This window comes from Fretibacterium sp., assembly GCF_057312375.1.
The window spans coordinates 1-26,278 of the sequence record NZ_DBHLDX010000015.1; the positions used below are offsets into that span (position 1 = coordinate 1).

At 64.4% G+C, this 26,278-nt stretch carries 28 protein-coding genes; 11 read left to right on the forward strand and 17 right to left on the reverse strand.

The window, feature by feature from the left end; genetic code table 11:
* The 3 genes from ACO41U_RS03890 to ACO41U_RS03900 all read left to right on the forward strand — a co-directional run.
* Nucleotides 1-211, forward strand: a 211-nt coding sequence (locus tag ACO41U_RS03890) for a hypothetical protein (protein WP_485941807.1), incomplete at its 5' end; no start/stop codon positions are given.
* A complete protein-coding gene (locus tag ACO41U_RS03895) occupies nucleotides 124-330 on the forward strand; it encodes a hypothetical protein (RefSeq protein WP_485941743.1) in 207 nt (68 codons plus the stop codon). The genes ACO41U_RS03890 and ACO41U_RS03895, both read left to right, overlap by 88 nt.
* A gap of 43 nt (nucleotides 331-373) precedes the next feature.
* Nucleotides 374-688 (forward strand): hypothetical protein, encoded by a 315-nt coding sequence (locus tag ACO41U_RS03900; protein WP_485941745.1) that lies wholly within the window; start codon nucleotides 374-376, stop codon nucleotides 686-688.
* 197 nt (nucleotides 689-885) lie between these two features.
* On the opposite strand, the gene ACO41U_RS03905 is transcribed toward ACO41U_RS03900, so the two are convergent.
* From ACO41U_RS03905 to ACO41U_RS03965, 13 genes are all read right to left on the reverse strand, one after another.
* The gene (locus tag ACO41U_RS03905; RefSeq protein WP_485941747.1) at nucleotides 886-2,016 is read right to left on the reverse strand and encodes a glycosyltransferase; all 1,131 of its coding nucleotides are present in this window, start codon (nucleotides 2,014-2,016) and stop codon (nucleotides 886-888) included.
* Nucleotides 2,001-3,629, reverse strand: coding sequence for an HAD-IIIC family phosphatase (locus ACO41U_RS03910; RefSeq protein ID WP_485941749.1), 1,629 nt, complete (start codon nucleotides 3,627-3,629; stop codon nucleotides 2,001-2,003). Before ACO41U_RS03910 ends, ACO41U_RS03905 begins: the two co-directional genes overlap by 16 nt.
* A gap of 8 nt (nucleotides 3,630-3,637) precedes the next feature.
* Nucleotides 3,638-4,270: an acetyltransferase gene (locus tag ACO41U_RS03915; RefSeq protein ID WP_485941751.1), complete on the reverse strand. Its 633-nt coding sequence runs from the start codon at nucleotides 4,268-4,270 to the stop codon at nucleotides 3,638-3,640.
* Nucleotides 4,263-4,487, reverse strand: a complete 225-nt coding sequence (locus tag ACO41U_RS03920; protein ID WP_298777440.1) for an acyl carrier protein — start codon at nucleotides 4,485-4,487, stop codon at nucleotides 4,263-4,265. Before ACO41U_RS03920 ends, ACO41U_RS03915 begins: the two co-directional genes overlap by 8 nt.
* A 150-nt stretch (nucleotides 4,488-4,637) precedes the next feature.
* Complete coding sequence (locus ACO41U_RS03925) at nucleotides 4,638-4,937, reverse strand: HMA2 domain-containing protein (RefSeq protein WP_485941754.1); 300 nt, start codon at nucleotides 4,935-4,937, stop codon at nucleotides 4,638-4,640.
* A complete protein-coding gene (locus ACO41U_RS03930; protein WP_485941756.1) occupies nucleotides 4,934-7,036 on the reverse strand; it encodes a heavy metal translocating P-type ATPase in 2,103 nt (700 codons plus the stop codon). Before ACO41U_RS03930 ends, ACO41U_RS03925 begins: the two co-directional genes overlap by 4 nt.
* Before the next feature lie 156 nt (nucleotides 7,037-7,192).
* Entirely contained in the window at nucleotides 7,193-7,408 is a 216-nt protein-coding gene (locus tag ACO41U_RS03935) for a hypothetical protein (RefSeq protein ID WP_298777435.1), read from the reverse strand.
* A gap of 198 nt (nucleotides 7,409-7,606) precedes the next feature.
* Entirely contained in the window at nucleotides 7,607-8,368 is a 762-nt protein-coding gene (locus ACO41U_RS03940; RefSeq protein ID WP_485941758.1) for an SDR family NAD(P)-dependent oxidoreductase, read from the reverse strand.
* On the reverse strand, nucleotides 8,361-9,389 hold the full coding sequence (locus ACO41U_RS03945; protein ID WP_485941760.1) for a 3-oxoacyl-ACP synthase III family protein: 1,029 nt from the start codon (nucleotides 9,387-9,389) through the stop codon (nucleotides 8,361-8,363). Before ACO41U_RS03945 ends, ACO41U_RS03940 begins: the two co-directional genes overlap by 8 nt.
* Nucleotides 9,390-9,611, reverse strand: a complete 222-nt coding sequence (locus ACO41U_RS03950; RefSeq protein WP_485941762.1) for a hypothetical protein — start codon at nucleotides 9,609-9,611, stop codon at nucleotides 9,390-9,392.
* 55 nt (nucleotides 9,612-9,666) lie between these two features.
* On the reverse strand, nucleotides 9,667-10,740 hold the full coding sequence (locus tag ACO41U_RS03955) for a 3-oxoacyl-ACP synthase III family protein (protein ID WP_485941764.1): 1,074 nt from the start codon (nucleotides 10,738-10,740) through the stop codon (nucleotides 9,667-9,669).
* A gap of 48 nt (nucleotides 10,741-10,788) precedes the next feature.
* Nucleotides 10,789-11,418 carry a sugar transferase gene (locus ACO41U_RS03960; protein ID WP_485941766.1) on the reverse strand — a complete coding sequence of 210 codons (630 nt, stop codon included), beginning with the start codon at nucleotides 11,416-11,418 and terminating at the stop codon, nucleotides 10,789-10,791.
* Nucleotides 11,419-11,422: 4 nt separating this feature from the next.
* Complete coding sequence (locus ACO41U_RS03965; RefSeq protein WP_485941768.1) at nucleotides 11,423-12,586, reverse strand: DegT/DnrJ/EryC1/StrS family aminotransferase; 1,164 nt, start codon at nucleotides 12,584-12,586, stop codon at nucleotides 11,423-11,425.
* A gap of 399 nt (nucleotides 12,587-12,985) precedes the next feature.
* Here ACO41U_RS03965 and ACO41U_RS03970 point away from each other — a divergent pair, with 399 nt between their 5' ends.
* The 6 genes from ACO41U_RS03970 to pgsW all read left to right on the forward strand — a co-directional run bounded on the left by ACO41U_RS03970 (nucleotide 12,986) and on the right by pgsW (nucleotide 19,028).
* The gene (locus ACO41U_RS03970) at nucleotides 12,986-13,570 is read left to right on the forward strand and encodes a DUF6305 family protein (protein WP_485941770.1); all 585 of its coding nucleotides are present in this window, start codon (nucleotides 12,986-12,988) and stop codon (nucleotides 13,568-13,570) included.
* A gap of 15 nt (nucleotides 13,571-13,585) precedes the next feature.
* Nucleotides 13,586-14,881 carry a citrate transporter gene (locus tag ACO41U_RS03975; RefSeq protein WP_485941772.1) on the forward strand — a complete coding sequence of 432 codons (1,296 nt, stop codon included), beginning with the start codon at nucleotides 13,586-13,588 and terminating at the stop codon, nucleotides 14,879-14,881.
* Nucleotides 14,882-14,898: 17 nt separating this feature from the next.
* Nucleotides 14,899-15,084, forward strand: coding sequence for a hypothetical protein (locus ACO41U_RS03980; RefSeq protein WP_298777411.1), 186 nt, complete (start codon nucleotides 14,899-14,901; stop codon nucleotides 15,082-15,084).
* Nucleotides 15,085-15,097: 13 nt separating this feature from the next.
* Nucleotides 15,098-16,276, forward strand: coding sequence for a M14 family metallopeptidase (locus tag ACO41U_RS03985; RefSeq protein ID WP_485941774.1), 1,179 nt, complete (start codon nucleotides 15,098-15,100; stop codon nucleotides 16,274-16,276).
* A gap of 95 nt (nucleotides 16,277-16,371) precedes the next feature.
* The gene (locus tag ACO41U_RS03990; RefSeq protein WP_485941776.1) at nucleotides 16,372-18,009 is read left to right on the forward strand and encodes a dipeptidase; all 1,638 of its coding nucleotides are present in this window, start codon (nucleotides 16,372-16,374) and stop codon (nucleotides 18,007-18,009) included.
* A gap of 119 nt (nucleotides 18,010-18,128) precedes the next feature.
* Nucleotides 18,129-19,028, forward strand: a complete 900-nt coding sequence (gene pgsW / locus ACO41U_RS03995; protein ID WP_485941805.1) for a poly-gamma-glutamate system protein — start codon at nucleotides 18,129-18,131, stop codon at nucleotides 19,026-19,028.
* Here pgsW and ACO41U_RS04000 read toward each other — a convergent pair.
* From ACO41U_RS04000 to ACO41U_RS04015, 4 genes are all read right to left on the reverse strand, one after another.
* Nucleotides 19,006-21,699 carry a hypothetical protein gene (locus ACO41U_RS04000; RefSeq protein ID WP_485941778.1) on the reverse strand — a complete coding sequence of 898 codons (2,694 nt, stop codon included), beginning with the start codon at nucleotides 21,697-21,699 and terminating at the stop codon, nucleotides 19,006-19,008. The two genes, pgsW and ACO41U_RS04000, sit on opposite strands and share 23 nt — an antisense overlap.
* A 65-nt stretch (nucleotides 21,700-21,764) precedes the next feature.
* Nucleotides 21,765-22,319: an ATP-dependent Clp protease proteolytic subunit gene (locus ACO41U_RS04005; protein ID WP_485941780.1), complete on the reverse strand. Its 555-nt coding sequence runs from the start codon at nucleotides 22,317-22,319 to the stop codon at nucleotides 21,765-21,767.
* Between the two features lie 17 nt (nucleotides 22,320-22,336).
* Nucleotides 22,337-23,158: an AAA family ATPase gene (locus ACO41U_RS04010; protein ID WP_298780645.1), complete on the reverse strand. Its 822-nt coding sequence runs from the start codon at nucleotides 23,156-23,158 to the stop codon at nucleotides 22,337-22,339.
* A gap of 1 nt (nucleotide 23,159) precedes the next feature.
* Nucleotides 23,160-24,542, reverse strand: coding sequence for a hypothetical protein (locus tag ACO41U_RS04015; protein ID WP_485941782.1), 1,383 nt, complete (start codon nucleotides 24,540-24,542; stop codon nucleotides 23,160-23,162).
* A gap of 266 nt (nucleotides 24,543-24,808) precedes the next feature.
* Here ACO41U_RS04015 and ACO41U_RS04020 point away from each other — a divergent pair, with 266 nt between their 5' ends.
* Together ACO41U_RS04020 and ACO41U_RS04025 are read left to right on the forward strand one after the other, a co-directional pair.
* On the forward strand, nucleotides 24,809-25,102 hold the full coding sequence (locus ACO41U_RS04020; RefSeq protein ID WP_485941784.1) for a hypothetical protein: 294 nt from the start codon (nucleotides 24,809-24,811) through the stop codon (nucleotides 25,100-25,102).
* Nucleotides 25,103-25,188: 86 nt separating this feature from the next.
* Nucleotides 25,189-26,169, forward strand: coding sequence for a hypothetical protein (locus ACO41U_RS04025; RefSeq protein ID WP_485941786.1), 981 nt, complete (start codon nucleotides 25,189-25,191; stop codon nucleotides 26,167-26,169).
* Nucleotides 26,170-26,278 lie beyond the last annotated feature (109 nt).

The following is a 26,278-nucleotide window of genomic DNA, read 5'->3' on the forward strand; positions in this document are numbered from 1 at the left end:
CCCAGCCCCTTCGGGGCAGCCCCCCTTGCAGGGGGGCCTTTCTTGCCCTTCTTTAAACGCGAATTGGTATGAAATCTATATGGAAACTTTTTTGTATTTCTCAACGAAGGAAGAAGATGCAAAATGGCTGAAAGAAAGAACGAAGTCATTGGAACCGGAGTTGGCACTGCGGGAGGCGCTGCCCTGGGGGCAAAATTCGGTGCAGGGATAGGCATTGCGTTGGGGCCTCTTGGTGCCATCGCTGGAACAATCCCTGGAGCAATCATTGGCGGTGTCATTGGAGGCTTGCTCGGCAATAAGATCGGTACGGAGATCGATCGGAAGGATTGAGAGGGATCAATATCTGGCAGAAATCACAAGGAGGATCTGTCCGATGGAGAAGCCGCGGTATCGCTATCGAGAGGCCAATGATGCTCAATTGAAGGCCATGATTGCAAAGCATGAAAGTTTTATCCTGGAGGTCGTCAACAAGTCTGACCTCATGCAGGCCTGTGCCAAGATGGAAGATTTGATCGAAGCTCAAAGCCTGTCCTGCCGGATATACACCGAGTATAGAGGTGCTGCAGTTGTGTTCCAACCGTGGGTTCTGGTGCCCATTCTTTTGCATGACCTCGCGACCTACAATCCGGATTACGAGATCGGGAGGAATGTTATCAGCAATACGGTCACGGTCACGTACAAAAAATAAAAGCAAATATTCTTTGAAATATAAGAAACTTTTTGGAGCGCCGACAATGAGAATGTCGGCGCTCTAGGTCTGGAAAAGTAGTCTTTAGCTTGAAATGTGTTTGTCCCCCATTACGCCGTTCGGCCATCCCGTTCTGCCCGCCCTGAAGGGAGCGATGGTTCGAGGGCTGGCCGGTCCACTACGACCAGCCAGCCCGATTACCCCCGTTCTTTCAGAAGGAGAGAGTATATCTTCTCATGGGCCCTCAGGAGCTCCTTGACGTCCCAACGCGGGTCCGGGGTGGGACGTTCCGCAGGCGGATCGGTGGCCATCATCAGCATGTCCGCCGCCAGGGCCGCAGGCTTGCCGACGGGAAAGAGGGCCCCGCGCGAGGGGGTCGTGACGAGGTCCCGTATGCCCCTGGCGTCCGCGCCCAGGACGGGGACGCCCAGAGCGATGGACTCCATGACGCTGCGGTTCAAGCCTTCGCGCTCGGAGGGCAGCACCGTGGCCAGGGAGGCCAGCATCAGGGCGGGGACGTCGCTTCGCTGTCCCAGGAAGTGGACCTGCGGCAGGAGGCCAAGCGCTGCCGCGCGCTCCCGCACCGCGTCCTCCAGGGGGCCGCGGCCCGCGAACGCCAGGTGCAGGTCCTTTCGCCCCGCGATGGCGAGGGCCTCCAGGGCGTCCCGGTGGCGCTTGCCGGGGTTGAACTCTGCCACCATGAGGAAGAGCTTGTCCGCGGGGGCAAGGCCTAGCTCCTGCCGTACGTCGCTTTCGCCGGCTGCGTTGACGGACGTTCGGCTCCAGAGCGCCAGGTCGAGGCCGATGCCGGGGAGGAGCGCCAACCGGTTAGGCGGTACCAGGGCATGGGTGAAGGCGGCATCATAGTCCTCCTGATTGATGACGATCAGGTAGTCCGTCCAATGGGCGGCCCTCTGCTCCAGCGCAAAGTAGATCAGGTTCTTCAGGCGATTGCCTCCCCGGAAGAAGTGGAATCCGTGGGCGGTGTAGACGACCCTGGGGCGCTTTCGGCCCGTCAGCTTCCGGAGGGCCATGCGCGTGACGAAGGACGCCACCGGCGTGTGGACGTGTACGACGTCGTACCCCTCGCGCGACACGAGGTCACGAAGGGCGCGGTTCATGGCCCTGAGGTTCTTCAGTTGCCACGGCCTCCGCGTGAAGGCGGCCTCGTGACAGGCGTCGAAGGCCTCGAGGCACTCCGGCTCAGAGGACGCTCCCCGCGCCAAGGCGTCCACCCGCCACCCCAGGGCGCGAAAGTGGCGCGCGTAGGGCAGGAGGAAGGCCTTGAGCGTTGAAGCCACTGTCGTGACGATCAGGAGTTTCGGCACAGGCAGGACCTCCTTTCCGGAAAGGGGGCGCTGAGCGTCCAGGCGTCCCCGTCCTGGGCGTACCCCATGTCCCGCCAGAAGTCCTTCACTGGGCCGTTCTTCGCCGTGGGGAGGTAGCGCCCCGTGAGGCGGGTGACCCCCTCGGCGGCCAGCAGCTCCTCCACCCAGGCGAGCAGAGCGGACTCGACCCCGCGCCCCATGGCGCGGCAGCTCATCAGGAACGTGTCGAAGGAGGCGGAGGTCCCCCCCCGGTCCAACTCGACGATGACGAGGGCGATGCGCCCGTAATCCCCGTAGCGGTCGCTGAGGCCCGCGATCCAGGCCCTGCGGCGTTCGTCCTGCGTCATGGCCCGAAGGTCCGCCTCGGAGTAGCGGCGCGTCGTCAGGTTGAACTGGTTGGTCTTGGCGCAGAGCTGCGCCGCCCGCGGGATTTCCTCCTCGCCCAGGGGGCGCAGGCTGAGCCTCATCTCCAGGGAGGCGAGGTAGTCCCCCAGCGAGGCGTGGGCGCGCGCCTCCGCTCTTCTGGCCTCCGCCCGGTACATCGCGGTCTTGCCGGTGTCCTCGGCGCTCAGGCACGGAGCGGTGAAAAACCGGTCTGCAACCTCGCGGATGAAGGCGGGCAGGGCGGAGGTGTCCGGCGGGAACTCCGGGACCTCCACCTCCGGGCAGGCCGCGCGCACGGCGGCCCGTTCCGCCGGGTTGTCGTCGATGAAGACCAGGGAGTCCATGCCGATGTTGAGCGCGCCGGCAATGTCCCGAACGTTTTCGGGCTTGGGCCGCCAGTTGGCACGGACGACGGCGAAGTCCTCCTCTTGCAGGACGGCGTGCGGGTGTTTCCGAAAGGGCAACAGCGCGTCCTCGAGGTCGTTCTTGGAGTTGACGGCCAGGAGCACGCCCTGCGCCGACAGGGCCTTGACGAGGCTCTGGACGTCGCGGTAGACTGCCCCGACGCCATGGTCGGACAGCGCGATGCCCTCCAGCCCGTCCTCGCTGATGACGCCGCCCCACAGCGTGTCGTCCAGGTCCAGCACGAGGCACTTTTTGCGGCTGCGGTTCAGGACGCGGAGGACGCGGGCGGCCCCCTGGGCCAGGCGTTTTTCGCCCTCCGCCGAGAAGGGCAGGGCCCCGAAGTACCACGTCTTTGCGTTGTAGAAGTTCGCTCTGCCGACCTCCGCAGCGAGGGACTCCAGGTCCAGCACGGGAAGGTCCATGGCCGCCAGGCCGGAGCGCCAGCGGTGGGACGCCTCCCGCGCCGGGTCCGCCGCCGCCAGGGGCAGCGCAGGCGGGGAGGGGAGGTCCAGGGTGGAGACGACCAGCGTGTGGTCCGGATGTGCCTCACGCGCCCCTCGAATGAGGGCCAGAGCGTCGTCCAAGACGCCGGCAAAACCGGCATCGACCCCGTTGGGGAAGATCGCCGGCCCGTGCAGGAGCAAGAGGAGCACGCCTTGTGCCTCCTGCCAGATGGGAGACGCCTCCGAGAGGAGCTCCATGCGCCACGTGTCGAAGCCTGGCATGGTATGGGCGTCAATGCCTTCGCCGCGCAGCCGCATAGCGAGGCTTTCGGCGGTGAAGTTCGCAAGGAGGATGAGCGGCTCGTTGTGGGTCTGTCTCATGGCCTGCCTCAGAACTTTCGTGCCGGGTTGCCCAGGACCGTGCAGCCTTCCGGCACCGGCGTCATGACGATGGCCCCCATGCCGACGGTGGCGCCTGAGCCGACGGCGACCCCCTGAAGGATGGCGGAGTTCACCCCGATCAGTGCGTCGCTCCCGACGGTCACGTTCCCTGAGATGTCCACGTTGGGCATGACGGAGCTGAAGTCCCCGATCGTGGTGTCGTGGCCGACGTGCGTGCCCGTGTTCAGAAAGACGCACCGCCCCAGCCGGACCTCCACGGAGACGGAACAGAAGTGGGAGATGATGACGCCCTCATCGAGGCTTACGCGGGAGGACAGCCGAGCTCCCGTGTCGATCACGCTGGGGAAGGTCACGTTGGGGCAATCCTGCTTCAGCGTTTCGTAGAGCCGGCGCTTCGCTGTCGGGAGGGCGATGGCGATGACGACGTCCAGGGGGCCGTTGAACCTCTGGATGAACTCCAGTCCGCCGAGGAATTCAAAGCCGCCCAGGTCACCGGAGGCTCCGCCGTCGTCGACGAAGCCCAGGAGGTGCCAGAAGCGGTGGCGTTCGTTGATGCGGCGCACCATCTCTCCAACCTCACGCCCAAGGCCTCCGGCGCCGTAGACGACGAGGTCATGCATGGCGCTGCTGCGCGAAGCGGATCAGGTCCGGGACGCCCTTGACCTCCGCGATCCTCTCCAGCGGGATGGAAAGTCCCGCCTCGTCCAGGGACATGACGATCTGAAGCGTCTTCAGCGAGTCCCACTCCGGAACGTCCGCCATGGCCGTTCCCTCCGCCAGGGGGGCGCCCAGGACGTCGGAGGCTATCCGTAAAATGGTTTGTGCAATGACCTGCATGCAAATCACCCTTAACGTTGATAGTTCAAAAGCATCGCCATCATTTTACCCCCTTTTCCCCCTTCCGGGCAGGGCATTGGGCGCAACAGGGGAGGATGAGGATGAAAAAAGCGCCGCTGGCGCGGCGCAGACTTACGTTGGTCGGGGACGTCAGCCCAGCAGATGGCGCAGGTCCGTCAGGGCCGCGTCGAGGGCGGCACGGCGTTCGCCCTCGGGACGGCGCTCGAGGGCGTTGATTCGGTCGAAGATCGGCAGGGCGGGCGCGAGGCGCTCCAGGGGAAGCCGGTCCTTGTCGTATTCGAGGAGCAGGCCTCTTGTGTGCCGGTTGACCTGAGCCCGGCGCACACCCTCGATGGCGAGAAGCCCCTCGCTCAGGCGGCGAGCCAGTTCCTCATCGTGCAGCAGGGGGGAGCGCAGGCGAACGCGCCCCTCGATGAAGCTCTCGATCATGCGTCCTCCTCCATGGCTGGCAAGGGGGAGGGCAGAAGAGGCGTCAGGCTGAAGGCGCCAGCCCCCAGCGTCACCAGGTTGTGCAGCAGCGCCGCCGCGCCGGGGGTGATGGCGCCGCCCGTCCCCAACGCGAGGAGGAGCGTGTTGGCGCCGACGATGAAGGCGTAGTTGCGCCGGATCTTCTGTATGACCCTTGCCCCCAGGAGGCGGGCGTCCGCGATGGCCGTCAGGCGGTTGTCCGTCAGGACGATGTCCGCGACCGCCTGGGTGATGTCCGCCCCGCTGCGCATGGCGATGCTGACGTCGGCGGCAGCCAGAGCGGGGGAGTCGTTGATGCCGTCGCCCACCATGACGACGCTGCCGCCCTCCTGCTTCCACCGCTTGACGAGCCTCGTCTTGTCCTCCGGCAGGAGCTGGGCCATCGTTTCGTCCACCCCCACCCTTCCGGCGACGGCCCGCGCGACGTAGGGGTTGTCCCCGGTGAGCATGACGACGCGCTTGACGCCCGTGTCGTGAAGGCGCCGGATCGTCTCGGCAGCGTCCTGCCTCAGCGGGTCCTCGATGCAGAGAAAGCCCGCCAGGCAGTCCCCGATCGCCAGGTAGAGCATGGAGCGCTCCCCGCGCTTTCGTTCGATGATTGCCTGCTGCTCAGGCGAGGGGGTGAGGCCCATGTCCTCGAACACGAAGTGGGCACTCCCCAACAGGACCCTGTCCGTGCCGATGTGGGACACGATGCCGTGGGCCGCGATGTACTCTATCGTGGAGTGCTTCTCCTTGTGTGACAGCGCCTCGAGTTCCGCCTGCCTCACGACGGCTCGCGCCAGGGAGTGAGGGAAGTGCTCTTCCAGACAGGCCGCGGTCCGCAGGACCTCGTCGCGGTCGTAGCCCTCAAAGGGGACCACCTCCACTACGGAGGGGGTGGAAACCGTCAGGGTCCCCGTCTTGTCGAAGACGAACGTTTCGGCGGAGGCGATCGCCTCGAGGAATCGCCCGCCCTTGATCAGGACGCCGCTCTTCAGGCCCTCGCGCATGGCCGCCAGGATCGCGAGCGGCGTCGCGAGCTTGATGGCGCAGGAGTAGTCCACGAGCAGCGCCGAAACGGCCCGCACGGCGTTTCCCGTCAGGAGGTAGATGCCGCCCGCCAGGAGGAAGCTCCAGGGGACGATGGCGTCCGCCATCCTCTCGGCCCGGCTCTGGACCTCCGCTTTCAGGCCCTCCGACTCGTCGATCATCGCCGCGATCCTGTGGATGCGCGTATCGCTGTCAAAGGCGGTGACGCGGACGACGAGCTCCCCGTCCTCGACGAGCGTTCCAGCGTAGACCGAGAGGCCGGGCGTGCGCCGGATGGCGGTGGACTCTCCCGTCATCGCCGACTGATCGACCATGGCGTCCCCGTCCACGACGACGCCGTCCACCGGGATGACGCTGCCCGTTCGGACGACGACGCAGTCCCCGATGGCAAGCTCCTTCATGGGGATCTGGACCTCGCATCCGTCACGTCTGATCCAGAGCTGATCGACCTTCAGCGTCAGGCTGTCCCCCAGGCTCTCCTGGGACCTCTTGTGCGTCCACTCCTCCAGCATGTCCCCCAGGGTCAGGAGCGTCGTGATGACGGTGGCGGTGCGGAAGTCGCGGCGCATCAGGGAAACGCCGACCGCCGAGGCGTCCAGCACGGAAACGTTGACCTGTCTGCGGGCAAGGATGCTGTGAAGGCCCTTTCTCAAGAGGGGCATCGCGCGAAAGATCGTCAGCGTGGAACGAATGATCCGCGGCATGAGGGCCCGGACAGCGAGCCCGACGAACACGGAGGCGAGGCTCTTCCCGATGCTCTCGCTGGGGGCGGGGGCCAGGGCGGCGCCGTCGATCTGGCCGTAAAAGGAGCGGTCCAGGAGGTCCACAGCCTTGAGGACCTCGTCGCGGTGCCCCTCGCTGTAGCGGATCAAAAGGCTTCCCGTCCTGTGAGAGGCACGGGCCTCAAGGACGCCGCTCTGCGTTTCGAGGATCGCCGCAATGGCGTAGGCCTCGGATTGTGAAAAGGACCCTGAGGGACATCGAAGCCGCATGCGCCCCGGGATTTGATGCTCGATGGTGTATTCCATTACGCTTCGTTCCTTTGGCTGGCTGACGGGCCACGCCGTCAGCCTTGTTCGTTGATGCCGCCTCTCCCAGAAGCAGCCCCATGGATTGCAGACGGAGGCTGGAAAAAATCAAAAAAGCCGCCGGATGTCCGGCGGCCCGGTTGCGTCGAGGCTTCCTTATTCGTTTGCCTTCTGGCGGGCCTCGGCGGCGATGTCCTCCAGGTTCTCCTTCGCGCGTTCGGCGAAGCCAGCCACCTGCTCCTTCAGCTTCATCCCTTTGGCGGTGACGGCCACGGCCGCAGCGCGGCCGGCCCGGCTCTTGACAAAGCAGGCGGCTCCGATGCCGGCAGCGAGCCCCGCCACAAACGCCCAGCCCTTTTCACTCAGGATCATCTTGCGCTCACTCCTTCCATAACGTCAACGTTAAAACGCGCCTTCAACGCCGGTCAGGGCGGCGCACGGCCCCCCCCTCGAGGCCGGCCTGCGAGCCACACGAACGGCGTCGCACTGCGGGCCTCGACCCGGCTCTATTTTATCACGCGGCCACCAATTTGGAGGGGGTGGACCATTCGAGGTGCGAAGCCTGCGGCGTCAGGCGAAGGACCAGCCGCCATCTATCGTCAGGTTGACGCCCGTGATGCGGCGGCTGGCGTCGGACAGGAGGAAGAGGATGGGGTCCGCCACGTCCTCAGGGGCCAGCGTGCCGAGCTTTGCCCTGTCCAACACCTCCTTTTGATACCAGGTGTCGCCCAGCCGTTCGCGGGTGGCGCGCTGCATGGGGGTGTCCACGGGGGCAGGGGATACGCAGTTGAATCGGATTCCCCGCGGGGCGTACTCCGCGGCCAACGATCGGACGGCGGCAATGAGGGCGCCCTTCGTGGCGCAGTAGGCGCTGAGCCCCGTCTGTCCTGCCGTCGCGGAGATGGAGGCCACGGCGACGACGCTCATTCCGGGAGCGTAGTGCCCGCGGCGACAGATCGCCTTGGCCAGAGCCATGAAGGACAGCCAGTTGACGCGCATCATCTCCTCCGCGGCTTCGGGGCTCAGGTCGCGGAGCAGGACCGTCGGCGCAACGCCGGCGCTGTGCACAAAGCCCGACAGAGGGGGCGTGTTGCCGAGGGCCTCGGCGATGGCCGGCTCAAGGTCCTCCCGCCGGCCCAGGTCGAGCGGGATCCACCGATGTCCCGTGCCGTCGAGCTGGCTCGCGGTTTCCGCGAGCCGCGCCTCGTCGCGGCCGGTCAGGATGAGTTTTGCCCTCCGCTGGGCGGCCCGTATCGCGATGCAGCGCCCGATGCCGGAGGACGCACCGGTCACCAGGATGAGACGCCCTTCCAGGGCGAAGGGGTCAGTCATGAGAACGCCTCCATTTCAAGACGGTGCTCCCCCAGGAGTAGCCGATGCCGAAGCCGCACAACAGGACGTTGTCTCCGGGCTTTAGTGCGTCCATGCGGTCCCGCAGGGCGATGGGGATGGAGCAGGACGAGGTGTTGCCCACGCGCTCGAGGTCGATGCAGAAGCGGCTTGGGTCGATGTCCAGTTTGGTCCGCAGCGTCTCCAGGATCATTCGGTTCGCCTGATGAAAGACGAACAGGGCGACGTCCTCCTTGGTCATTCCGTTCTTCTCCAGCGCAGCCCTGAAGGTCTTCGGCGCTTCCCTCACGGAGAAGCTGAAGATCTCCATGCCGTCCATAAAGAGAGTGTCCTGACTGCGGACGTTTCCCGCCGAGTCCACAACGGAGCGCGCCGTCTCCGGGGAGTGGGGAAGGGCGGTGCCTCCGGCGGGGACGATGAGGTTGGCGTATCCACTCCCGTCCGTCCCGAGGTCGAAGTTCCCGATGGAGGCGATAGGGTCCGATATGGAGAGCAGCGTTGCGGAGGCCCCCTCGCCGAGGAGGACGCGCGTGCTCCTGTCGGCCGGGTGCAGGTGCGATATCTTTTCCACCGTGAGCAGGAGGACGCGGCGGCAACTGCCCGAGGCCAACAGTGCCTTGGCCATGAAAAGGCCGTAGACGTAGCCCGAACAGCCCAGCGTGAGGTCCAGGGCCCCGCAGGACGTCGGGAGGCCCAGCTTGTCCTGCACGATGCAGGCGGTGGCCGGCATGGGATAGTCCCGGCTTTGAGTGACCAGCAGGAGGAAGTCGATGGAACTTCGGTCCACGGCGTGAAGCGAAAAGAGCTTTTCTGCGGCCTGCACGGCCATGTCCGAAGCGGGTTCCGGCCCCACGCGCCTCTCTCGAATGCCGGTTGCCCGCCAGGCCTTTTGCGGGTCCCAATCGCAAAATTCCCGCGCCAGGTCCTCGTTGGTGACGACCTGGTCCGGGAGCCAGTACTCGATGGCCTCGATTCCGGGCTGGGAGTTCTGAAGGGCGCTCATCTACTCGTGCATTTCCTTCAGGATATCGTCCACCGTCTTGAAGCCCCGGATGGCGTCAACGCCGACGTCGCGATTAAAGCGCGCGGTGAACATCGCCAGCACGGAGAGCTTGCTGAGGGAGTCCCAGCAGTCCAGCGTCTCCAGCAGGGTGTCGGGCTTCACGTCCTTCGGGTCGGCCTCGATGGTCTCGATCAGGAGCGCCAGCTTTTCCTCGTTCGTCATTCTAAAAGAACCTCCAAATAGAAAATAATCAAGAAATAATCAAGGACATCCTGCGTTATGCCATCGCGTCCTCGTCGTATTCGATGAGAGGGGGGCAGACGCAGGGCCCCAGGTCGATCAGCGCCGCTGCGATGGAGAGCCCGGCCCCGAAGCCGGCCAGCAGGGCGTGGTTCGTCCGGCCCGCCACCTGCTGCGCCGCCTCGGAGCATATCGTCACGGGGATGGTGGCGGAGCTTGAGTTGCCGTAACGGTCGAGGCTCACGGGCATCCTATCCAGCGGGACGTTGAGCAGTTTGGCCGTCTGCTGGATCATGAACAGGTTGGCCTGGTGCAGGAGCAGCAGGTCAACCTCCGAGGCGGAGCAGCCCGCGCCGGACAGCAGGGCCTTGAGGCATCCGGGGACGTTCCGTACCACGAAGTCGAACACGGCCATGCCGTCCATACGGATGTCGATGGGGCGTCGGACGCCGCCGTCCGGCCACTCGCGGTACTCCAGGGACTGTTCGTTGAAGGGCTGCCGGGAGCGCCCCTCAGGGATGATGAGGACCTCGTGTTTTGAGCCGTCCGTCAGGAAGCCGAAGTGCCAGGGGGCGACCTCCTCGTCGGGCAGGACGAGCGTCGCGGAGCCTGCGTCGCCGAAGATCAGGGCCGTTGAACGGTCCCTGGGCGAGGTGCAGCGCGACTGCGTTTCCCCGTCCAGCAGAAGCACCGGGGCGGCGAGGGAGCGTGCCATGAGGCCTGCCAGCCACAGCCCGTAGACGTACCCCGAACAGCCGAAGTTCGTGTCCACCGCGGAACAGTCCTTCGACAAGCCCAGGAGGTGCGCCGCGCGCGACGAGTTGTTGGGCATATCGTGATCCGGCGTCTGCGTGACGAAGACCACGCCGCCCACTGTCGCAGGGTCCATGGCCGCTGCGTCGAGGAGCCGTTTCCCCGCCGCGACGGAGAGGTCCAGGGACGTAACGCCTTGGGGTGCGATGCGGCGCTCCCGTATGCCGGTTACCCTGATGGTGTCGGCGAGGCGGGAGCCAAAGAGCTCCTCGCCCGCAGTCCCGTTGTCCACCCTGTCCCTGGGCACGCAGGCGGCGACGCCGCCGATCCTCGCGCCGTGCAGGACGCACGTCCTCATGGAGCGGCCTCCAGGGGGCCCCGCGATTCCTTCAAAGAGTTCATTTTCTCATGCTCCTTTGTTCGGCGTGCTGTCCCCGGACTCAGGGCCGTTTCCCTCAAACGGCGGCATGGTGTCCTCGCCCGGTGCGGAGATGCCCTCGCGCGCCAGCACCTTCTTTATAGTCAGCAGGATGATCTTCAGGTCCAGCCTCGTCGAGCGGTGCTCCACGTACCAGACGTCCAACTCGAACTTCGCGGGCCATGAGAGCGCGTTGCGCCCGTTGACCTGTGCCCAGCCCGTGATGCCCGGCCTGACGTCGAGGCGCTTCCGCTGCCGGGCGTCGTAGAGCGGCACGTACTGCGTCAGGAGCGGGCGAGGCCCCACGAGGCTCATGTCGCCCCGCAGGACGTTCCAGAGCTGAGGCAACTCGTCCAGGCTCGTGCGGCGCAGGAACCGCCCCAGGGGCGTCAGGCGCTCCGCGTCCGGCAGGAGGTTCCCTTCGGGGTCGCGCTCGTCCGTCATGGAGCGGAACTTGTAGAGGGCGAAGGGCTTGCCTCCGCGCCCGGCTCGCGTCTGCACGAAGACGGCGGGGGACCCCATGCGCCGCCGCACGCAGGCCGCGACGGTCAGCATGACGGGGGAGAGGAGGAGGAGCCCCAGCGCGGCCCCTGCGACGTCGAAAAGGCGCTTGAACATCGAGCTAGACGGCGATGACCTTCGGCGCGTCGACGGCCTCCCGGACGGCGGCAATGACGCGGTCCTGCTGCTGCTCCGTCATGGCCGTGCCGGAGGGCAGGCACAGGCCGCGCCCGAACAGGTCCCCCGAAACATCGCGGCCCGGCTCGTGGGGCCAGTAGTCCGCTCCCTTGAAGACGGGCTGAAGGTGCATGGGCTTCCAGAGGGGCCGCCCCTCGATGTTGCAGGACTCCAGGCGCTCCAGCACGGAGAGCGGAGAGGACTTGATCGGGTCCGTCAGGACGACGGCGGAGAGCCAGCGGTTGCTGCAGCTCCAGGACGGCTCCGGCATGAAGGAGAGACCTTGGACCTCCCCCAGCGCCTCGACGTAGCGATCGAATATCCGGCGCCTGGCCGCGATCCGTTCCTCCAGGTGCGCCAGTTGCCCGCGGCCGATGCCGGCCAGCACGTTGCTGAGGCGATAGTTCCAGCCCAGCGTGGAGTGCTGGTACCAGGGCGCGGGGTCGCGCGCCTGCGTCGCGAGAAAGCGCGCGCGGGCGACGGCCTCCTCGTCGTTGGAGAGCAGCATTCCGCCTCCGGACGTCGTGATGATCTTGTTTCCGTTGAAGGAGAGCGCCGCGAAGGCCCCGAAGGAGCCGTTGGGCCGTCCCCTGTACTCCGACCCCAGCGCCTCGGCGGCGTCCTCGATCACGGGGACGCCATAGCGTGCGGCGAGCGCCAGCAGCGGGTCCATGTCGCAGCTCTGGCCGTAGAGGTCCACCAGGATGATGGCCTTCGGCAGCTTCCCCCTTTTTTCGCAGTCGGCCAGGGCCCGCTCCAGCGCACCGGGGCTCATGTTCCACGAGCCGGGCTCCGAGTCGACGAAGGCGAGCTCCGCGCCGGCGTGGAAGGCGGGGGCGACGGAGGCGGCGAAGGTGAAGGAGGCGCACAGCACGAGGTCTCCCCGGCCGATGCCCAGGAGCGCTCCGGCCAGGTGCAGGGCGGCCGTCCCCGACGAGGTGGCCAGAGCGGCGCGCACTCCGACGCGCTCCGCGACCTCCCTCTCGAAGGCCTCGACGTGAGGGCCCAGCGGGGCGATCCAGTTGGAGGCGAAGGCCTCGCTCACCCGGACGGCCTCGTCCCCGCTCATGTGGGGCGGGGAAAGGTAAATGCGATCCTGCTTTGCCATTGCAGAAGGCCTCCAGTTCGTCAAAAATTCAAACGACAGCTCCCGCGACTTCCGCGGATCGTCGCAGGAGGGGCGTATTGTCGTATTCATGCAGGAAGTTTAGCGCACCACGCGAAAAAAGGAAAGCCCTGGCGGCTTTGCCGTGGGGCACCTGGCGCTGGCGTGTCTATTTGGAAAATATATTTTTCCATCGGAAAGCCGTTTTATCCGACGAATCCCTTATAATAACTTATGGTAAGATCAGCCATAAAAGGGTGTCCTTTAATTCTTTCTTGCTTTTGTGCGTTGAATTCCGGAATGGGCCTGACGGGCGATGCAGGAGGTCCGGATGAAGCGTCCTCTCGTCGCAGCGATGGGAGGTAATCTCAAATATCTTTTTTAAGGAGGTTTTCTTTAGAAATGAAGAGAATCGGTCTGCTTGCAGTTCTCTTGTTGCTGGTCACGGCTGGATTGGCGTATGCCGAGCTGGAAGGGGCGGAGCCGCCGCAGGGGCAGGAGCCCCTCCTGATCACCAACGCGGGACAGGGGCCCGGCGGCAAGATGGGGCGGCTTCTCGTAACCCGGGCGGGCGTCGTGAACGACCTGACCTACAACGCGGAGCCCAAGCCTGAGGATCTCGAGAGCGGCGGCTACAAGACCGTCCTCGTGGTGATCGGCTCATCGGCCAAGGGCCTTGGCGCTTCGGGCATCACCATCGATCAGGAGATCGAGCGCCTGAACGCACTGATGGCCAAGGCGAAGGAGCTGAACCTGCAGGTCATCGCGGCCCATATCGAGGGCAAGGCGCGCCGCGGGAAGCCGGGCAGCGCGGACGAGCGCTCCATTGACGCGATCCTTCCCTTTGCGAGCCACATCGTCGTCAACCGTGAGGGGGACGAGGACGGCAAGTTCACGAAGTTCGCCGAGGAGCACAACGTTCCGATCACCTACCTGAAGAGCGCCATGGAGCTCAACGCCTTCGCGAAGGCGATGTACGGCAAATAGCCTGAGGGGGTTGCCATGTACGCGGAAACGTCGCAGGTCCTCGCCGCGATGGTCGTGACCTTCGCCCTGGCGAGCTGGAAGCTCAAGTCCCCTGAGCTCTCCATGGTGGTCACGGCCGTTGTGGGGGCTCTCGTCGGCAAGCTGGGGTTCCCGGTGCGCCTCTTCGTAGAGGGGACGTTCACGTATTTCGACGTGGCCTTTACCTTCCTCACGGCCTCGATCTTCATCAACTTCTACTCCGCCACGGGCGCCATGGATGCGCTGGTCCGCCGGATGGTGGGCCGCTTCTACGAGCACAAGTGGGTGCTTTTCTTCCTCCTGGCCATCATCATGCTGATCCCCGGCGCCCTCACGGGGGCGGGCAGCGTTTCGATGTTCGTGGTCGGCGGCATGGTGGCCACGGTGCTGCGCTTTATGGGGATTCGCGAGACGAGGATTGTGGCCTTCATCTACGTCACCTCGATGCTGGCGGCCGTGGCGCCGCCCATCAACCTGTGGGTCATGTTGATGTGCGCACAGGCCAACATGCCCTACGTGGGTTTTGACGTGCCCCTTCTGGCTCCGATCGCCGTCATCACGGTCTTCACGGTGTTCTACCTGCTGCGGGGCGGTGAGCCGAAGCCCAAGGACGAGGTCTTGGCCTCCCTGCCGGTGCCTCCCGAGGGGATGACGGCCTTCCGCATCGCGACGCCCCTTGTCGTGCTGATCCTGCTCCTGGTCCTCTCAAAGTACGCGGCGTTCTACATCCCGATCCTTGGGATCCCGTTGATTTTCATCATCAGCACGGCTGTTGCGATGCTCCTGTCCCCCAGGAAACTGGGCCTTTCAGGGTGGTACGGAGTCCTCTCCGAGACGTCGGAGCAGGTGTTCCCCCTGCTGGCTACGGTCATCAGCGTGGGAGTCCTCGTCAACATCATGGCGGCGACGGGGGTGCGCGGCCTGATCGCGATCACGTTCGTCACGCTTCCCGTGAGGCTGATTTACGCCTTCGCCCCGTTCGTCCTGCCCTTTGCCCAGGGTGCCCTGAGCTACAGCAGCGGCATCATCCTGGGGACGCCCCTCATCTTCCTCTTCAACTCCATCGGAGTCAACGTCACGATCGTCGCGACGGCTCTCAGCCTCATCTTCCCGCTGGGGGACTGCCTGCCTCCCTCCAGGATATCGGGGCGCGTGGCCATCGAGGTCTCGGGGTACAAGGGCTCTTACCTCTCCTTCCTGCGCTCGATCCTGGTTCCGGCCATCTTCATGGGGCTCGTTGCGGTAGGGATGCTGATCTACGCAAACGACTTCAAATGGCTGATCTTCAACTAGACCAAGGAGGTTTTTTAATGGAAGACTTTCTGCGCCTTTCCAACGAGGTGATCCACCAGTTCTACTTCATCATGGCGGGGGGTGTCGCCCTCCTGTTGCTTCGCGGCCTGTTTGCCCGCAAGACGCGCAGGAGCATCGTGTACGACATCGTCTACGCTTACACGCTCATCCCCTTCCTGCTGCGTGCGCTGCACATCAAGTAGCAGAGGTGCGGACATGATGAGTTACGAGAGCGGCGCAAAGCTGCGCCAGCTGATCCTGCTCTGCTGCGCGCTGGGGCTGGCCTGGCTGGGAGGGCGGGAGTTCGTCGAGCTCCGCGAGATGAAGGAGTCCGTCGTGGTCTCCGACTCCTTTACGCGGACCTTTATGCTGAGCGATTACTTCCCCCCCATCAAGGGGACGGAGATGGACACGCCCGTCTACCTCTTCGACTCCGGCGTCCCGGGCGGGTCGATGCTCTACTTGGGGGGAACCCATCCCTATGAGCCGGCCACGTCCCTCTCCGCCTACCTGATCATGGAGAACCTCAACGTGGAGAAGGGGAGGGTCTTCGTCTGTCCCCACGCGAACCGCAGTGCGTCCACGGTGGGGATGCTGGGCAACGCTTACCCGAAGTTTCTCCACGTGGAGACGCCCTTCGGCCCCAAGCCCTACCGCATCGGGGACCGCAACAGCTCCCCTCTGGACCAGTGGCCGGACCCGTTCACCTACGTCCACTACCCGTCGGGTCAGAACCTGGACTACACGGACTCCCGCAACCTGAACCGGACCTTTCCGGGCCGCCCGGACGGGAACCTCACGGAACAGCTTGCCTTCGCCATCATGGAGCTGACGCGCAAGGAGAACATCACGCTTTTCGTGGACTCCCACGAGGCGTCCCTGATGTACCCCGTCGTGGCGACCTACGTGGCCCACGACAGGGCGCAGGACATGGCGATGATGGCAGCGATGGAGTTGACCGACACCGAGTTCCCCATGAAGTGTGAGGCGTCGCCCAAGAGCCTTCGAGGCCTGACGCACCGCGAGGTGGGAGATTTCAGCGATGCGCTGGTCATCCTGATGGAGACGCCCGAACCCTTTATCGACCGCGTGGCCGGAAAGATCACGGAGGACCTCATGATGACGGGCAAGGACGAGTTCCTGCAGACCGCGGCGGAGCACGAGCTCCTGTTCTGTGCCTACGACATCGCCGTGGGCTGCCCCATGTGGGACCGCGTCGGCCGCCACCTCTCCGGAACGCTCGCCATGATCCGTCAGATGAACGACTTTGCGGGGGACCCGGAGAAGGAGCTCCGCCTCTCCTTCCCGACCTATACGGACGTCAAGGAGAAGGGGCTGGGGGCCTTTTATCACGACCCCTCCAAGTCGGACCCCTCGAAGGTCTTCTGGAATTAGGGACGAACCGGCGATTTTTGGCCCTGTGGCCGTGCAGTATGTGTTGAGGGATGCTTTTTGGTGAGATTCGTTTTTATCTATGGAGGAGGAGAACCATGTATCGAGGAAAGTTCCGGGCACTGAAGGTCTTTTTTTCCGCTCTTTTGCTCTTGGGGCTCTTGTCGGGTGCGGCGTTTGCCTGCACGGTGATCGCGGCGGGCAAGAACGCGACGGTGGACGGCAGCGCCATGATCACGCACAACGACGACTCGCGTACCGCGAACTCCCGTCTTTTCATCGTGCCTGAGGCTGACTGGCCGGAGGGCTCCATGCGCCCGCTGATCAAGGACGCACATGGCTATGAGGGGGACGCGCAGCAGCTGGACGAGATTCCGCAGGTCCCGCACACGTACCGCTACTTCTTCTCCCGCTACTCCTTCATGAACGAGAAGGGGGTGGCCATCGCCGAGGCCACCAACGGCGTGCAGGTGACCGATGCGCGCAGCGAAAAGGTCCAGCAGATCATGGAGAAGGACGCTGCCGGTTCCCTCGACGCCTGGCTCATTCAGGACGTCATGCTGGAGCGGGCCGCCTCCGCCCGCGAGGCCGTCAAGATCATGGGCGACCTGGTCGAGAAGTACGGCTGGTACGACGCCGGCGAGACCATGCCCCTGACGGACGGGAACGAGACGTGGGTCATCGAGTTCTACGGCAACAAGATCTGGGCCGCGTGGCGCGTGCCGGACGACGAGGTGTTCGTGGCGGCCAACCGCGCCCGCCTGCGTCACCTTGACTTGACGGACAAGGAAAACGTGATGCACTGCCCGGACCTGGTGGACTTCGCCGTGAAGAACGGCTTCATCGAGGCCAAGGACGTGAACGAGAAGGACTTCAGCCCGGCCGATGTCTACTCGCCCTCGACGGAGCTCTACTCGACGCGCCGCGAGTGGCGCGTGCTGTCCCTGTTGGCGCCGGAGAGCTTCAAGATGGGACCGGACGAGTACGATTATCCGATGTCCATCAAGCCGGACCGCAAGCTCACCGTCCAGGACCTCTTCACGATCAAGGGCGACTGGTACGCGGGGACGTCCTTCGACCTGAGCCAGGGCATCCAGGCCGGCCCGTGGGGGAACCCCATCCGCTTCGCCAACTCCAGCAAGGAGAACCCCGACGCTTCCTGGGAGCGTTCCATCAACATGATGCGCACCTGCTACGTACACATTGCGCAGGTTCGCGGGGACCTTCCCGAGGAGGTCCGCGGCATCAGCTGGTATGGCTATGGCGCGCCGGACACGACCTACATCACGCCGCTGTGGCCGATCATGAGGGCGCTGCCCCCGCTTTACTCCATCGGCGACCGCTTCCATCCCTACGACCCGAAGTCCGGCTGGTGGACCTGCACCCGCGTGCAGGAGATCGCGGGCCTGCGCTACCAGGATGCCCGCGAGGAGATCCACAAGGCCCGCGACGCCAAGCTGAAGCCCCTCTACCTCCAGGCCCCGCTGATCCAGAACGCCGCAGCGCAGTTGATCAAGGACGGCAAGCGGGACGACGCCATCGACCTGATCACGGACTTCGCCTACAGCCACGCCACGGATTGGCACGACCGCTGGCAGTCCTTGGGAGATCGCCTGCTCTCCAAGTACGCTCTGGGCTACACGGACGTCAAGGCAACGCCGTATCCTGAGTGGTGGAACAAGACGGTGGGCTTCGATACCCTGCGCCGATCCTCCAAGGAGGCCCCCAAGAAGTAGACGGGGGCGTCATGAACGTCGTTCAACGTCTTGCGGAGCGGCCTTCGGGCCGCTCCGCCCTTTTCGGGCGAAGTGGGGGCGGTTCCCTGAGAAAGGCTTTGGTGGCGTTGCTCTGCGCGATGCTGTTGGGGCCGCTCCCTTCACCGGCCGCCGCACGGCAGGCCGCAGAGCTCATGCGGCGGTGCGAGGACGTCCTTCGAGTGGAGAGGACTCGGCTGGGGCTGTTCGACCCGGAGACGGACCCCGACGGAAGCGGTCTGATCGGCGTGGAGTTCTCCCCGCTGACGACCACCCTGGGAGACCTGGCGGACAAGCGCGCGTCCGCGCGACCTGAGATGGCGGACGCGGTGGAGGCGTACCTGCGGCGAGCCGGAACGGTATCGGGGGACTGGATCGCCGTCAACGCCAGCGGCTCATTCCCCGGCTATTCCCTTGCCGTTCTCTGCGCCGCGGAGGTCATGGGGCTCAAGGTGCGGATGGTTCTGTCCTATGGGTCCTCCATGTACGGCGGGACGACCCCGGGGTTTACATTCCCCGTCATGTTGGACCTCTTGAACCGACGGGGGCTTCTGCGGACGCGGCTTGCGGCGGTCTCACCGGGCGGGGCAGGGGATCGGCTGGCGGAGACGCTCCTGGAGGACCCCTGGCCGACAGTGCGGTCCCTGCTGGATTCGCGGAGCGAACCCAGCATCGAGGAACCCTCCCTGTCGGGCGCCATTCGGCGGCGACTCGACATCTTCGACGCGCCCCCCGGCGTCCGGTGTTTTGTCAGTTGCGGCGGCCCCGCCACGAGCCTTGGGGCGGAGGGCGCGGGGGAAATGAAGGTCCTGAGCCTCGGACACGGGCTCCTGAGGAAGCCGGCCTCCATCCCCCAAAATGAGGAACGAGGACTGATCTATGAATACCTCGCGCGCGGCGTTCCGGTCGTTCACCTGCTCTTTACGCGGGGGATCTGCGCGGACTTCGGCATTCCCTACGAGGCTCCGCGCGGTCGCTTCAGCGCGCCGTTCGACCCATGAGGTCCTGCGACGTCTTTCCGGACAGGCGCATCAGCATCTGTGCCGCGCTGGAGGACAGGCGGAGTCTTTGCAAGGACGACTCCGCGCGCTCGATCTTCTTCGTCCCCTGCCCTCCGGCCAGCTCACGGGCGCGGTGGAGGGCCCGTTCTGCCGCGGCACAGTGATCCTCGTCGTCCTCCGGCCCGAACAGCTTATCCATGGCCCCCGCAGCGGCGTGGGCCTCCACCAGGACCAGGTAGGCGTTGAACAGGTCCGTGGCGCACTTCCGCGCGAGGGTCGGGTTGGTGCGGTCGTAGTAGGCGATCTGCTCCAGGGTCTGAACGGCCTTGCGCAGGGCCTCGCGGTTGACGGCCTGGTCCATGAGGATGCGCGCCCTGCGGGCGTCGCGCGCGGCGTTCCGGATCATGTCGCCCGCCTCGGAGCCCATCTCGCTTCCCGCCCTCTCCAGCCTGTCGAAGTCCTCGTGCTTTTTGGGCAGGAAGGTCATCCCCGTCAGGATCGCGGCCTTGGTGTAGGCCGCCTGGATGTGGTTCGACGTGTAGGGGGTGAACGTCCAGACGTCGAGGACCCGGTTCACGCTCGAAAGCGCCTGATCGAGGTCCTCCCCGCTCTGTGCCGCCAGCCCCGCGGCGAGGGAGGCCCGCGCCAGCGCGAAGTGCAGGAAGGCGTCCGAGGTCAGGTGAGCGTAGCGGTTCATGACGCCGAAGGCCGCCGACAGCGCCATCTCGGCGTCCCTGCGCGGGGCGGGGTCCTTCGTGTAGAGATAGAGCGCCGCATTGGCCTCCGCCAGGGCCGCGGAGAGCGCGACGTAGAGGTTGGGCTGGAGCTGCATGTCCGTGTGCCGAAGGCCGTCCGTGAAGGCTTGAACGGCCTCTCTGGCGTTCTCCTGGGCCGACAGGGCAAGCCCCAGCGCCAAGGCGAGTTCGGCGTGCAGAAAGCCCTCGTTCCGCGCGGAGAGGGCAAGGCCCTCCCGCGCGGCCTCCTCGGCCTGACGAAGGTCCGCCGAGTTCGGGTCGATGGACTGTCCCCCGCGGAAGTAGAGAAGGTGGGAACGGGCCTCCTGAGCCGCGATCGCCTCCCGTGGCTCCCGGTCCCGCAGGAGCGACGCCGCCTCGTCGGCTGCGCGGATGGCCTCGTCCGCGCGCTCGCCCCACAGGCCGCGCTCCATGCCGGCGTAGAGGACCTCGGACAGTGCGAGGGCGGTCCTTCCCCGAAGGACGTCGTGTCCTCGTCCGGCCAGCGTCAGTTCCTCCCTGGTCTGGAGCAGAAGCTGTTCCGCCGCCTGGAGCTTGGTGAGGCCCGACCGGTAATCGTCGAAGGCCCAGTGGAGGTAGATTCGGGCCTCGTTGACGCGCAGCTCGGAGCGGAGAGGCCGGAGGGATTCCGGGGTCTCCCGCGCCTCGGTCTTGTGCAGCATCTGCTGGTACTCCGCCTCCGACACGGGCGTGTCGGTCCTGCGCCGTTCCCGCAGGAAGGCGTGGGTGACCTGCAGCGCTTCCTCCAACATCGCCTGTGTCTCGGCGGTCCGCCTCGCCTCGATGCCCTCCAGACGGGCGATGCCCTGCTGAAGGTCCTTCATCAGGGGGATGCGCATCAGAGGGCTGGGGTTCTCCGCGGAAAAGCCGCGCCCCACGAAGCAGAGAATCCACAGCCCCAGGAACAGGATCGCGGTGGACCCCGTGGCGCCCCAGAAGGACCGCGGCGGAACCCTGTACCGCAGGCACAGGAAGCACGTCGCGAGGACCAAAAGAGCGATCAGGGGGAACCAGGCGTAGAGGCTGCTCAAGATGAGGGACAGTTCCGAGTAGATCGACAGGAGGGCGGCGGCGCTCAGGTTCCCCTTCCAGTGCGACATGCTGCGCAAAAGCTCCGTGAAGGTGTCCTTGAATCCTCCGAGTGCCGTTCCCCTCGTCTGCCCCTCGTCCGGAACGTTCCCGTGATGAGACGGCCTGTCCCATGGGAGCCGGAACGACCACCCCGGCTCATCTTCGTCCGAAACGTCCATGACGAAGCGCAGCAGCTCTTCCTCCTGCTCCGGGCTCACCTTCGGCTCCTCGGCTTTCCTGTCGTCGTACGCTCTCCTGGCCTCGTCCATTGCCTCCTGCCAGAAGCTACGGATCTGATATTCATCCTCCTTGGAGAGTTTCTCCCCCTTGTAATGGTGCGGGTCGAGGATCGTTTTCTTCAGGTAGTCCTCGGCCTTCCAATCCATCAAGACGTCGAAGATGCCATCGTAATAGGCAGGATGCCTCTCCGTTTCGTGCGTACAGGCCTTCAGACGCTCCCGCCAGTCCGCCGAGGAGGCCTTCCCGATCGCGTTCAGGCGGCGCGTTATCGTCGTGACGTGCAGGTCCGTCACCGCGGCGATGTCGTTCGGTGCCCAACATCGAACCTTATCCGGGCCATCTACGATGAGGGCGTAGCCTTTATCGAGTCGGAAATTACCGTTGAGTTTATCGCAGGTCTTTTCAAACCACGTCCTTCCGGCCGGGTCGTCATCGAGGAGGGTGGGATTCCCCTTCTCCGCCTTTTTCTTCTCGAAAGCGGCGTAGTCCTCCTCGTAGGCGTCCATGCGGCGCCGCACGACCGCTTGAGCCTCCACCCATTTTTCGCAGTAATCTCTTATCCTTTTGATCTGATCAGGGGTTGGATAGAGCACATCCTTCGGCATCTCAAGGCCCTCTTCGAAAGTTTTACCCTGTTTCGCCGTGATCGCGGGGTCGTATCCATGTGGATTCAGTCCCGAATGACCTCGTCGATGATCCCGTACTTCTGCGCTTCCTGGGCGGACATAAAGAAATCCCGATCCGTGTCCTTCTCGACGTTCTCGAGCTTCTGAGCCGTGTGACGGGCTATGAGGGCGTTCAGGACCTTGCGCGTCCTGAGGAGCTCCTGGGCGAAGATCGCCACGTCCGAGGCCTGTCCTCCCGTCCCGCCGAGAGGTTGGTGGAGCATGATCTTCGAGTGGGGGAGCGCGCTCCGCCTGCCCTTCGTCCCAGCGGCGAGGAGGACGGCTCCCATGCTTGCCGCCTGACCGATGCAGGTGGTGGCCACCGGACAGGAGACGAACTGCATCGTGTCGTAGATCGCCAGTCCGGCCGTTACGCTGTCTCCGGGGCTGTTGATGTACAGGCTGATCTCCTTCTTCTGGTCCCGATTTGCCAGCAGCAACAGTTGTGCGACGATGTGGTTCGCGACCTCGTCGTCGATGGGGCTTCCAAGGAAGACGATGCGATCCTCGAAAAGACAACTGTAGACGTTGCGGGTCTCGCCTTTGCGTCCTGTGATCATGATCGTTCCTCCCTAAATTATAGTCCATGGGGCCCACGGAATCCCACCCTAGGTTCCGCTCCGAAAAACTGTTCCTGCACCGTCGTCCTCACCTCGTCCACGTTCAGCGCGGCGCCCGGGGTCAGAAGACGGTGTCGGCCGCTTGCCGCGTCCAGGACCTCCAGGCTCTTGTCCGGATTGTATCGCTCCTCCATGATCGATTGGCTGAGCTCTGCGATGAAGGCGAAGACCCCGTCCTCGAACACAATGTCCTTGTAGCGCACCTTAGCCACGCTCTCCAGGATGCGGGCCGTATCCTCCGCGTTGGGCTCGGTCACCTCCAGCTCCCGGAACCGGCGGCGAAACGCCCTGTCGGTGGTGATGTAGCGCTGGTACTCCTCGCACGTCGTCGCCAGGATCAACTGAAGCCTGGGGTTCGTGACGAGCGGCTTCACGATGTTGGCGATGCTGTTGCTGCCGTGATCGTTGCACAACCGATGCCCTTCGTCGAAGAACAGGACGATCGAGTGCTCCTCCGCCTCACGGAACAGATGCTTCAGCCTCAGCCCCTGCTCCGAATACGTGGGACATTCGGCAAAAAGCAGGTTCAGGTCGATCTCCGCAAGCCTGAAACTCTGGTTCGTCCGGACGAGGAACTGACCGAGCGCTTGGACCGTGGCCGTCTTGCCGACCCCAGGGTCCCCGACCAGGGCGATGTTGTTGTGGTCGGATTGCATCAGAATCCCCGTCAGCCTCTCCAAAAGTTTTTCGTCGACCAGCAGGCCCTGCTGGAAGTTATCGGGGTCGGACAGCTCCTTTCCGAATTTCCTGCAGTTGGGGGGAAGAACCTTCAGCCTCATCTCAAACGCTCCTTTCTGCCAGAGCGTCCTCGGTCGGACCGAGGCGCTCAGGCTCCGACAGGTTATCCTCCGGGATGAATTCGAGTTTCCTTCCCCTCCGCTCCCACGCGACGTACCCCTCAAGCATGTTCAGCTCGCAGACTCGAACCTTGTTCGAGAACCTTTCTTTGAAGACGTCGTTCAGCATCGGGTCCTGAGTGTGGTGCCAGGCTACCGCGTCGGCATGGGGCAGGAGCTGGCTGAGGACTTCATCCCTGCGCTCCTGTCCCAGCGCCTGCCTCAGCGCGTAGAGGTCGCCGTACCCGACGATGAAGCGCACGCTCTCAGGAAAGACGTCCAGCACGTGAAGGAGCCCCCGCCACAGTCCCCACCGTTCCAGGTCCGGCACGAGGAACGTCACCCGGCGCTCCTGGGAGTCGGCGGCCGCACAAAGTCCCGCCAGCGCTACCCGGGCCAGTCCGACGTTCGCTTCCGGATTGCGCAGCGCCGGAACGAAGAGGGCCTTCGTTGGGGTGAGGACGAATTTTTTGACGTCGAATGGGGCGCTGGACGGGAGCTTCGCCCGCTTTTCCGCCCGAATCATGGCGTTGAAAAGCGCCGCCAGGGAGGAGTGCTGCGCCTGAGCCGTGCGAAGTACCGAGAGTGCCAAGTGTCCGCCCTGTGTCCCTCCCTTTCCCATGAGCGTCCCCTTGAAGGGAGCGGTGGTGTACTGGAAGAGTCCCATGGCCCCCAGCGCTTTAATTTCCTGCCGGGCCTCCTTTGGAGCGCCTTGCCCCTGGGGCGGGCTGGAGAGTACCGATCGGCTGCGGAGTACCGGCTTCCATGCGGGATCGAAGGGGTCGTCCTCAGAGAATATCTTGGGGTTGAGCCCTTGATCGGCGGCCGACTCCTCCTTGATTTTTTTGATCTGGCCTTCGATTTCATCTTTGTTGCTAAGAGCGATTGCCTCCATCCCGTCCAGCAGGAGCCTGTGCCTCTTCGCCGCCGTGCGGAGGGCGTGTCCGTCGTCCTCCTGCTTCAGGAGCGCAACCTGGTACTCCAGGTACTGGGCGTTGGTCTGGAACGCCATGTTCTCCCAAAACTCATCGTTTGTTACGTTCAGCCTGAAAGATTTTGGCGTGCAGATCGGGGCCAGGTACTCGGCGGCTGCGCCGGGGGTCGCGCCCAGCTCAGGGTGCTGCAGCACGGGCTTCAGGTAATCGGGGACGTTGCCCGCGCCGGATGCCGCGAGATGCCCATCGCCGTACTCCTCGTTCCATCCCCTGGAGTCGAAGACCACCAGGGCCCCCTCCCGTCCACTCCAGGTACGGATCAGCCTCTCGCATGTTTTCTGCTGCTCCTCATCGTCGCCGAGGAGCAGCAGGTTGCCGTCACAGCGTTCCATTGCAATAGACCTCCTTTTTTCCCCCGCAGCCTGGTGCGGCGGGTGTTTGTCGTTGCAGCCCGAAGTATAGCCGCGCCTCAACGTTCGGCAAAATGCGTTTGAACTGGGGAGGCTGCGCCGGCCTGGCCTCCGGTTTTTCTGCTTTTTTGCGGGGGAATCGAGGAGGCGATCAAACGCATTTGCAACGCGTACGCCCTCGCGATAAATTATGGGCGTAACGCAGGCAGGGGCACAAAGGCCCCCACAAAACGAAAGGAGAGATTGGTATGTCGGAGAACGGAGTGAATCAGGTGAATGGAGCGGAGAAGGGACAGACGGTGGCGGTGCCGGCTCAGAGCAACGCCCTGGGCATCTGCAGCATCGTATGCAGCATCGTCAGCATCTTCCTGGCTGCCCTCGTGTTCGCGCCCCTTGGGGTCCTGTTGGGGCTCGTCGCGGCCTTCAAGAAGCAGGTGGCTCTCGGCGTCATTGGAATCATCATCGGCGTCATCTCCCTGCTGCTGTCCCCGTCGTTTCAGCTACTGCTCGTGGGGATGGGGCTGCGCATGGGGATGCGTTGAGGGCGACCGTGGGATTGTAACGCGGAGATTGTTTCTGTAAAATTCTGGAAGATCGTTTGAATGATTCAGAGAGGAGGAGTTGGTTTATGCGTCGTTTTGAATGGTCTCGCGTTCTGATCGTGCTGCTGGTTGTGGGGCTGCTGTCCCTGGGGGGGTGCGGCGGCGGAGGCGGAGGCGATAAGGGAGGGGGGAAGCCCACCTCCACCCCCGATCCGAGGGGCTATCGCCTCGAGGACTTCAGGGGGGAGTGGAGGGCAGAGGATGCGGCGGGGACCCTCCTCGTGGATGGGAGCGAGGAGTCCGTGGAGGGGGAGGACGTTCGCGTGAAGATCCTTCCCAGCTCTCAGGTCGCCCTGTCCGTCGAGTACTTCGGGAGCGAGAAGGAGTACGCTTCGAACGCGTTTTTGGAGGCCAGAGAAAGCGCTGCAGACGTCCTTACCCTCAAGTTCAAGGAGACCGGGGAGACGTCCGGAAGCATGACCTTTACGGTCGTGGACAGTGAGACCCTTAAGGTCGTGGAAAAGGGAACGACGATGGAGCGGGGAAGGATCAGGGAGCTTCGGTATACGCTCCGGCGCATCAATTCTGCGCTGTCCCCGGCGCCGAACCCCGACCTCAACCCCGGACCTTCCCCCGCGCCGGGGGGGCCTGTCGACCTCGCCAGGCTTAACGGCAACTGGAGGCCCTACGACGGCCGTGGCACCTTCGTCGGTCCCAACGGTGACGTCCACGAGATGGTCCTCAAATCGACATCCTTGTTGACCTGCACGTACATCCGTCCGCCCAGCCCGTACGCCGGAGAGGTGATGATCATGCAGACCTTGAATTGGGCGTCCGGGGAGAGGGGCTCCAGGAAGGGGTTCAAGACCGGACACAAGGCGGATACGCCCTGCAAGGGGACGAAGGGCGAGTACGGGACGAAGATCACCTTCGAAGACGGCAGCACGATGGAGATCATCGACCCGAAGACCCCCGCGTACTTCCTGATCCACGAGAAGGGCAACCTGTACGAGAAGGGCGTCCTGTATCGATACGATCTGCAGTACAAGATCGGGAGGTGGTCGTAAGGGGTGCGACGCGGTGTCCGTCCTTTGTGAAAGGCCCAGACCGGTCGCTAGCGGGGCGGCGGGTTAAGCGTCGGCGAACGCGATCGGAGGGCGGACAAAAGCGGAAGGG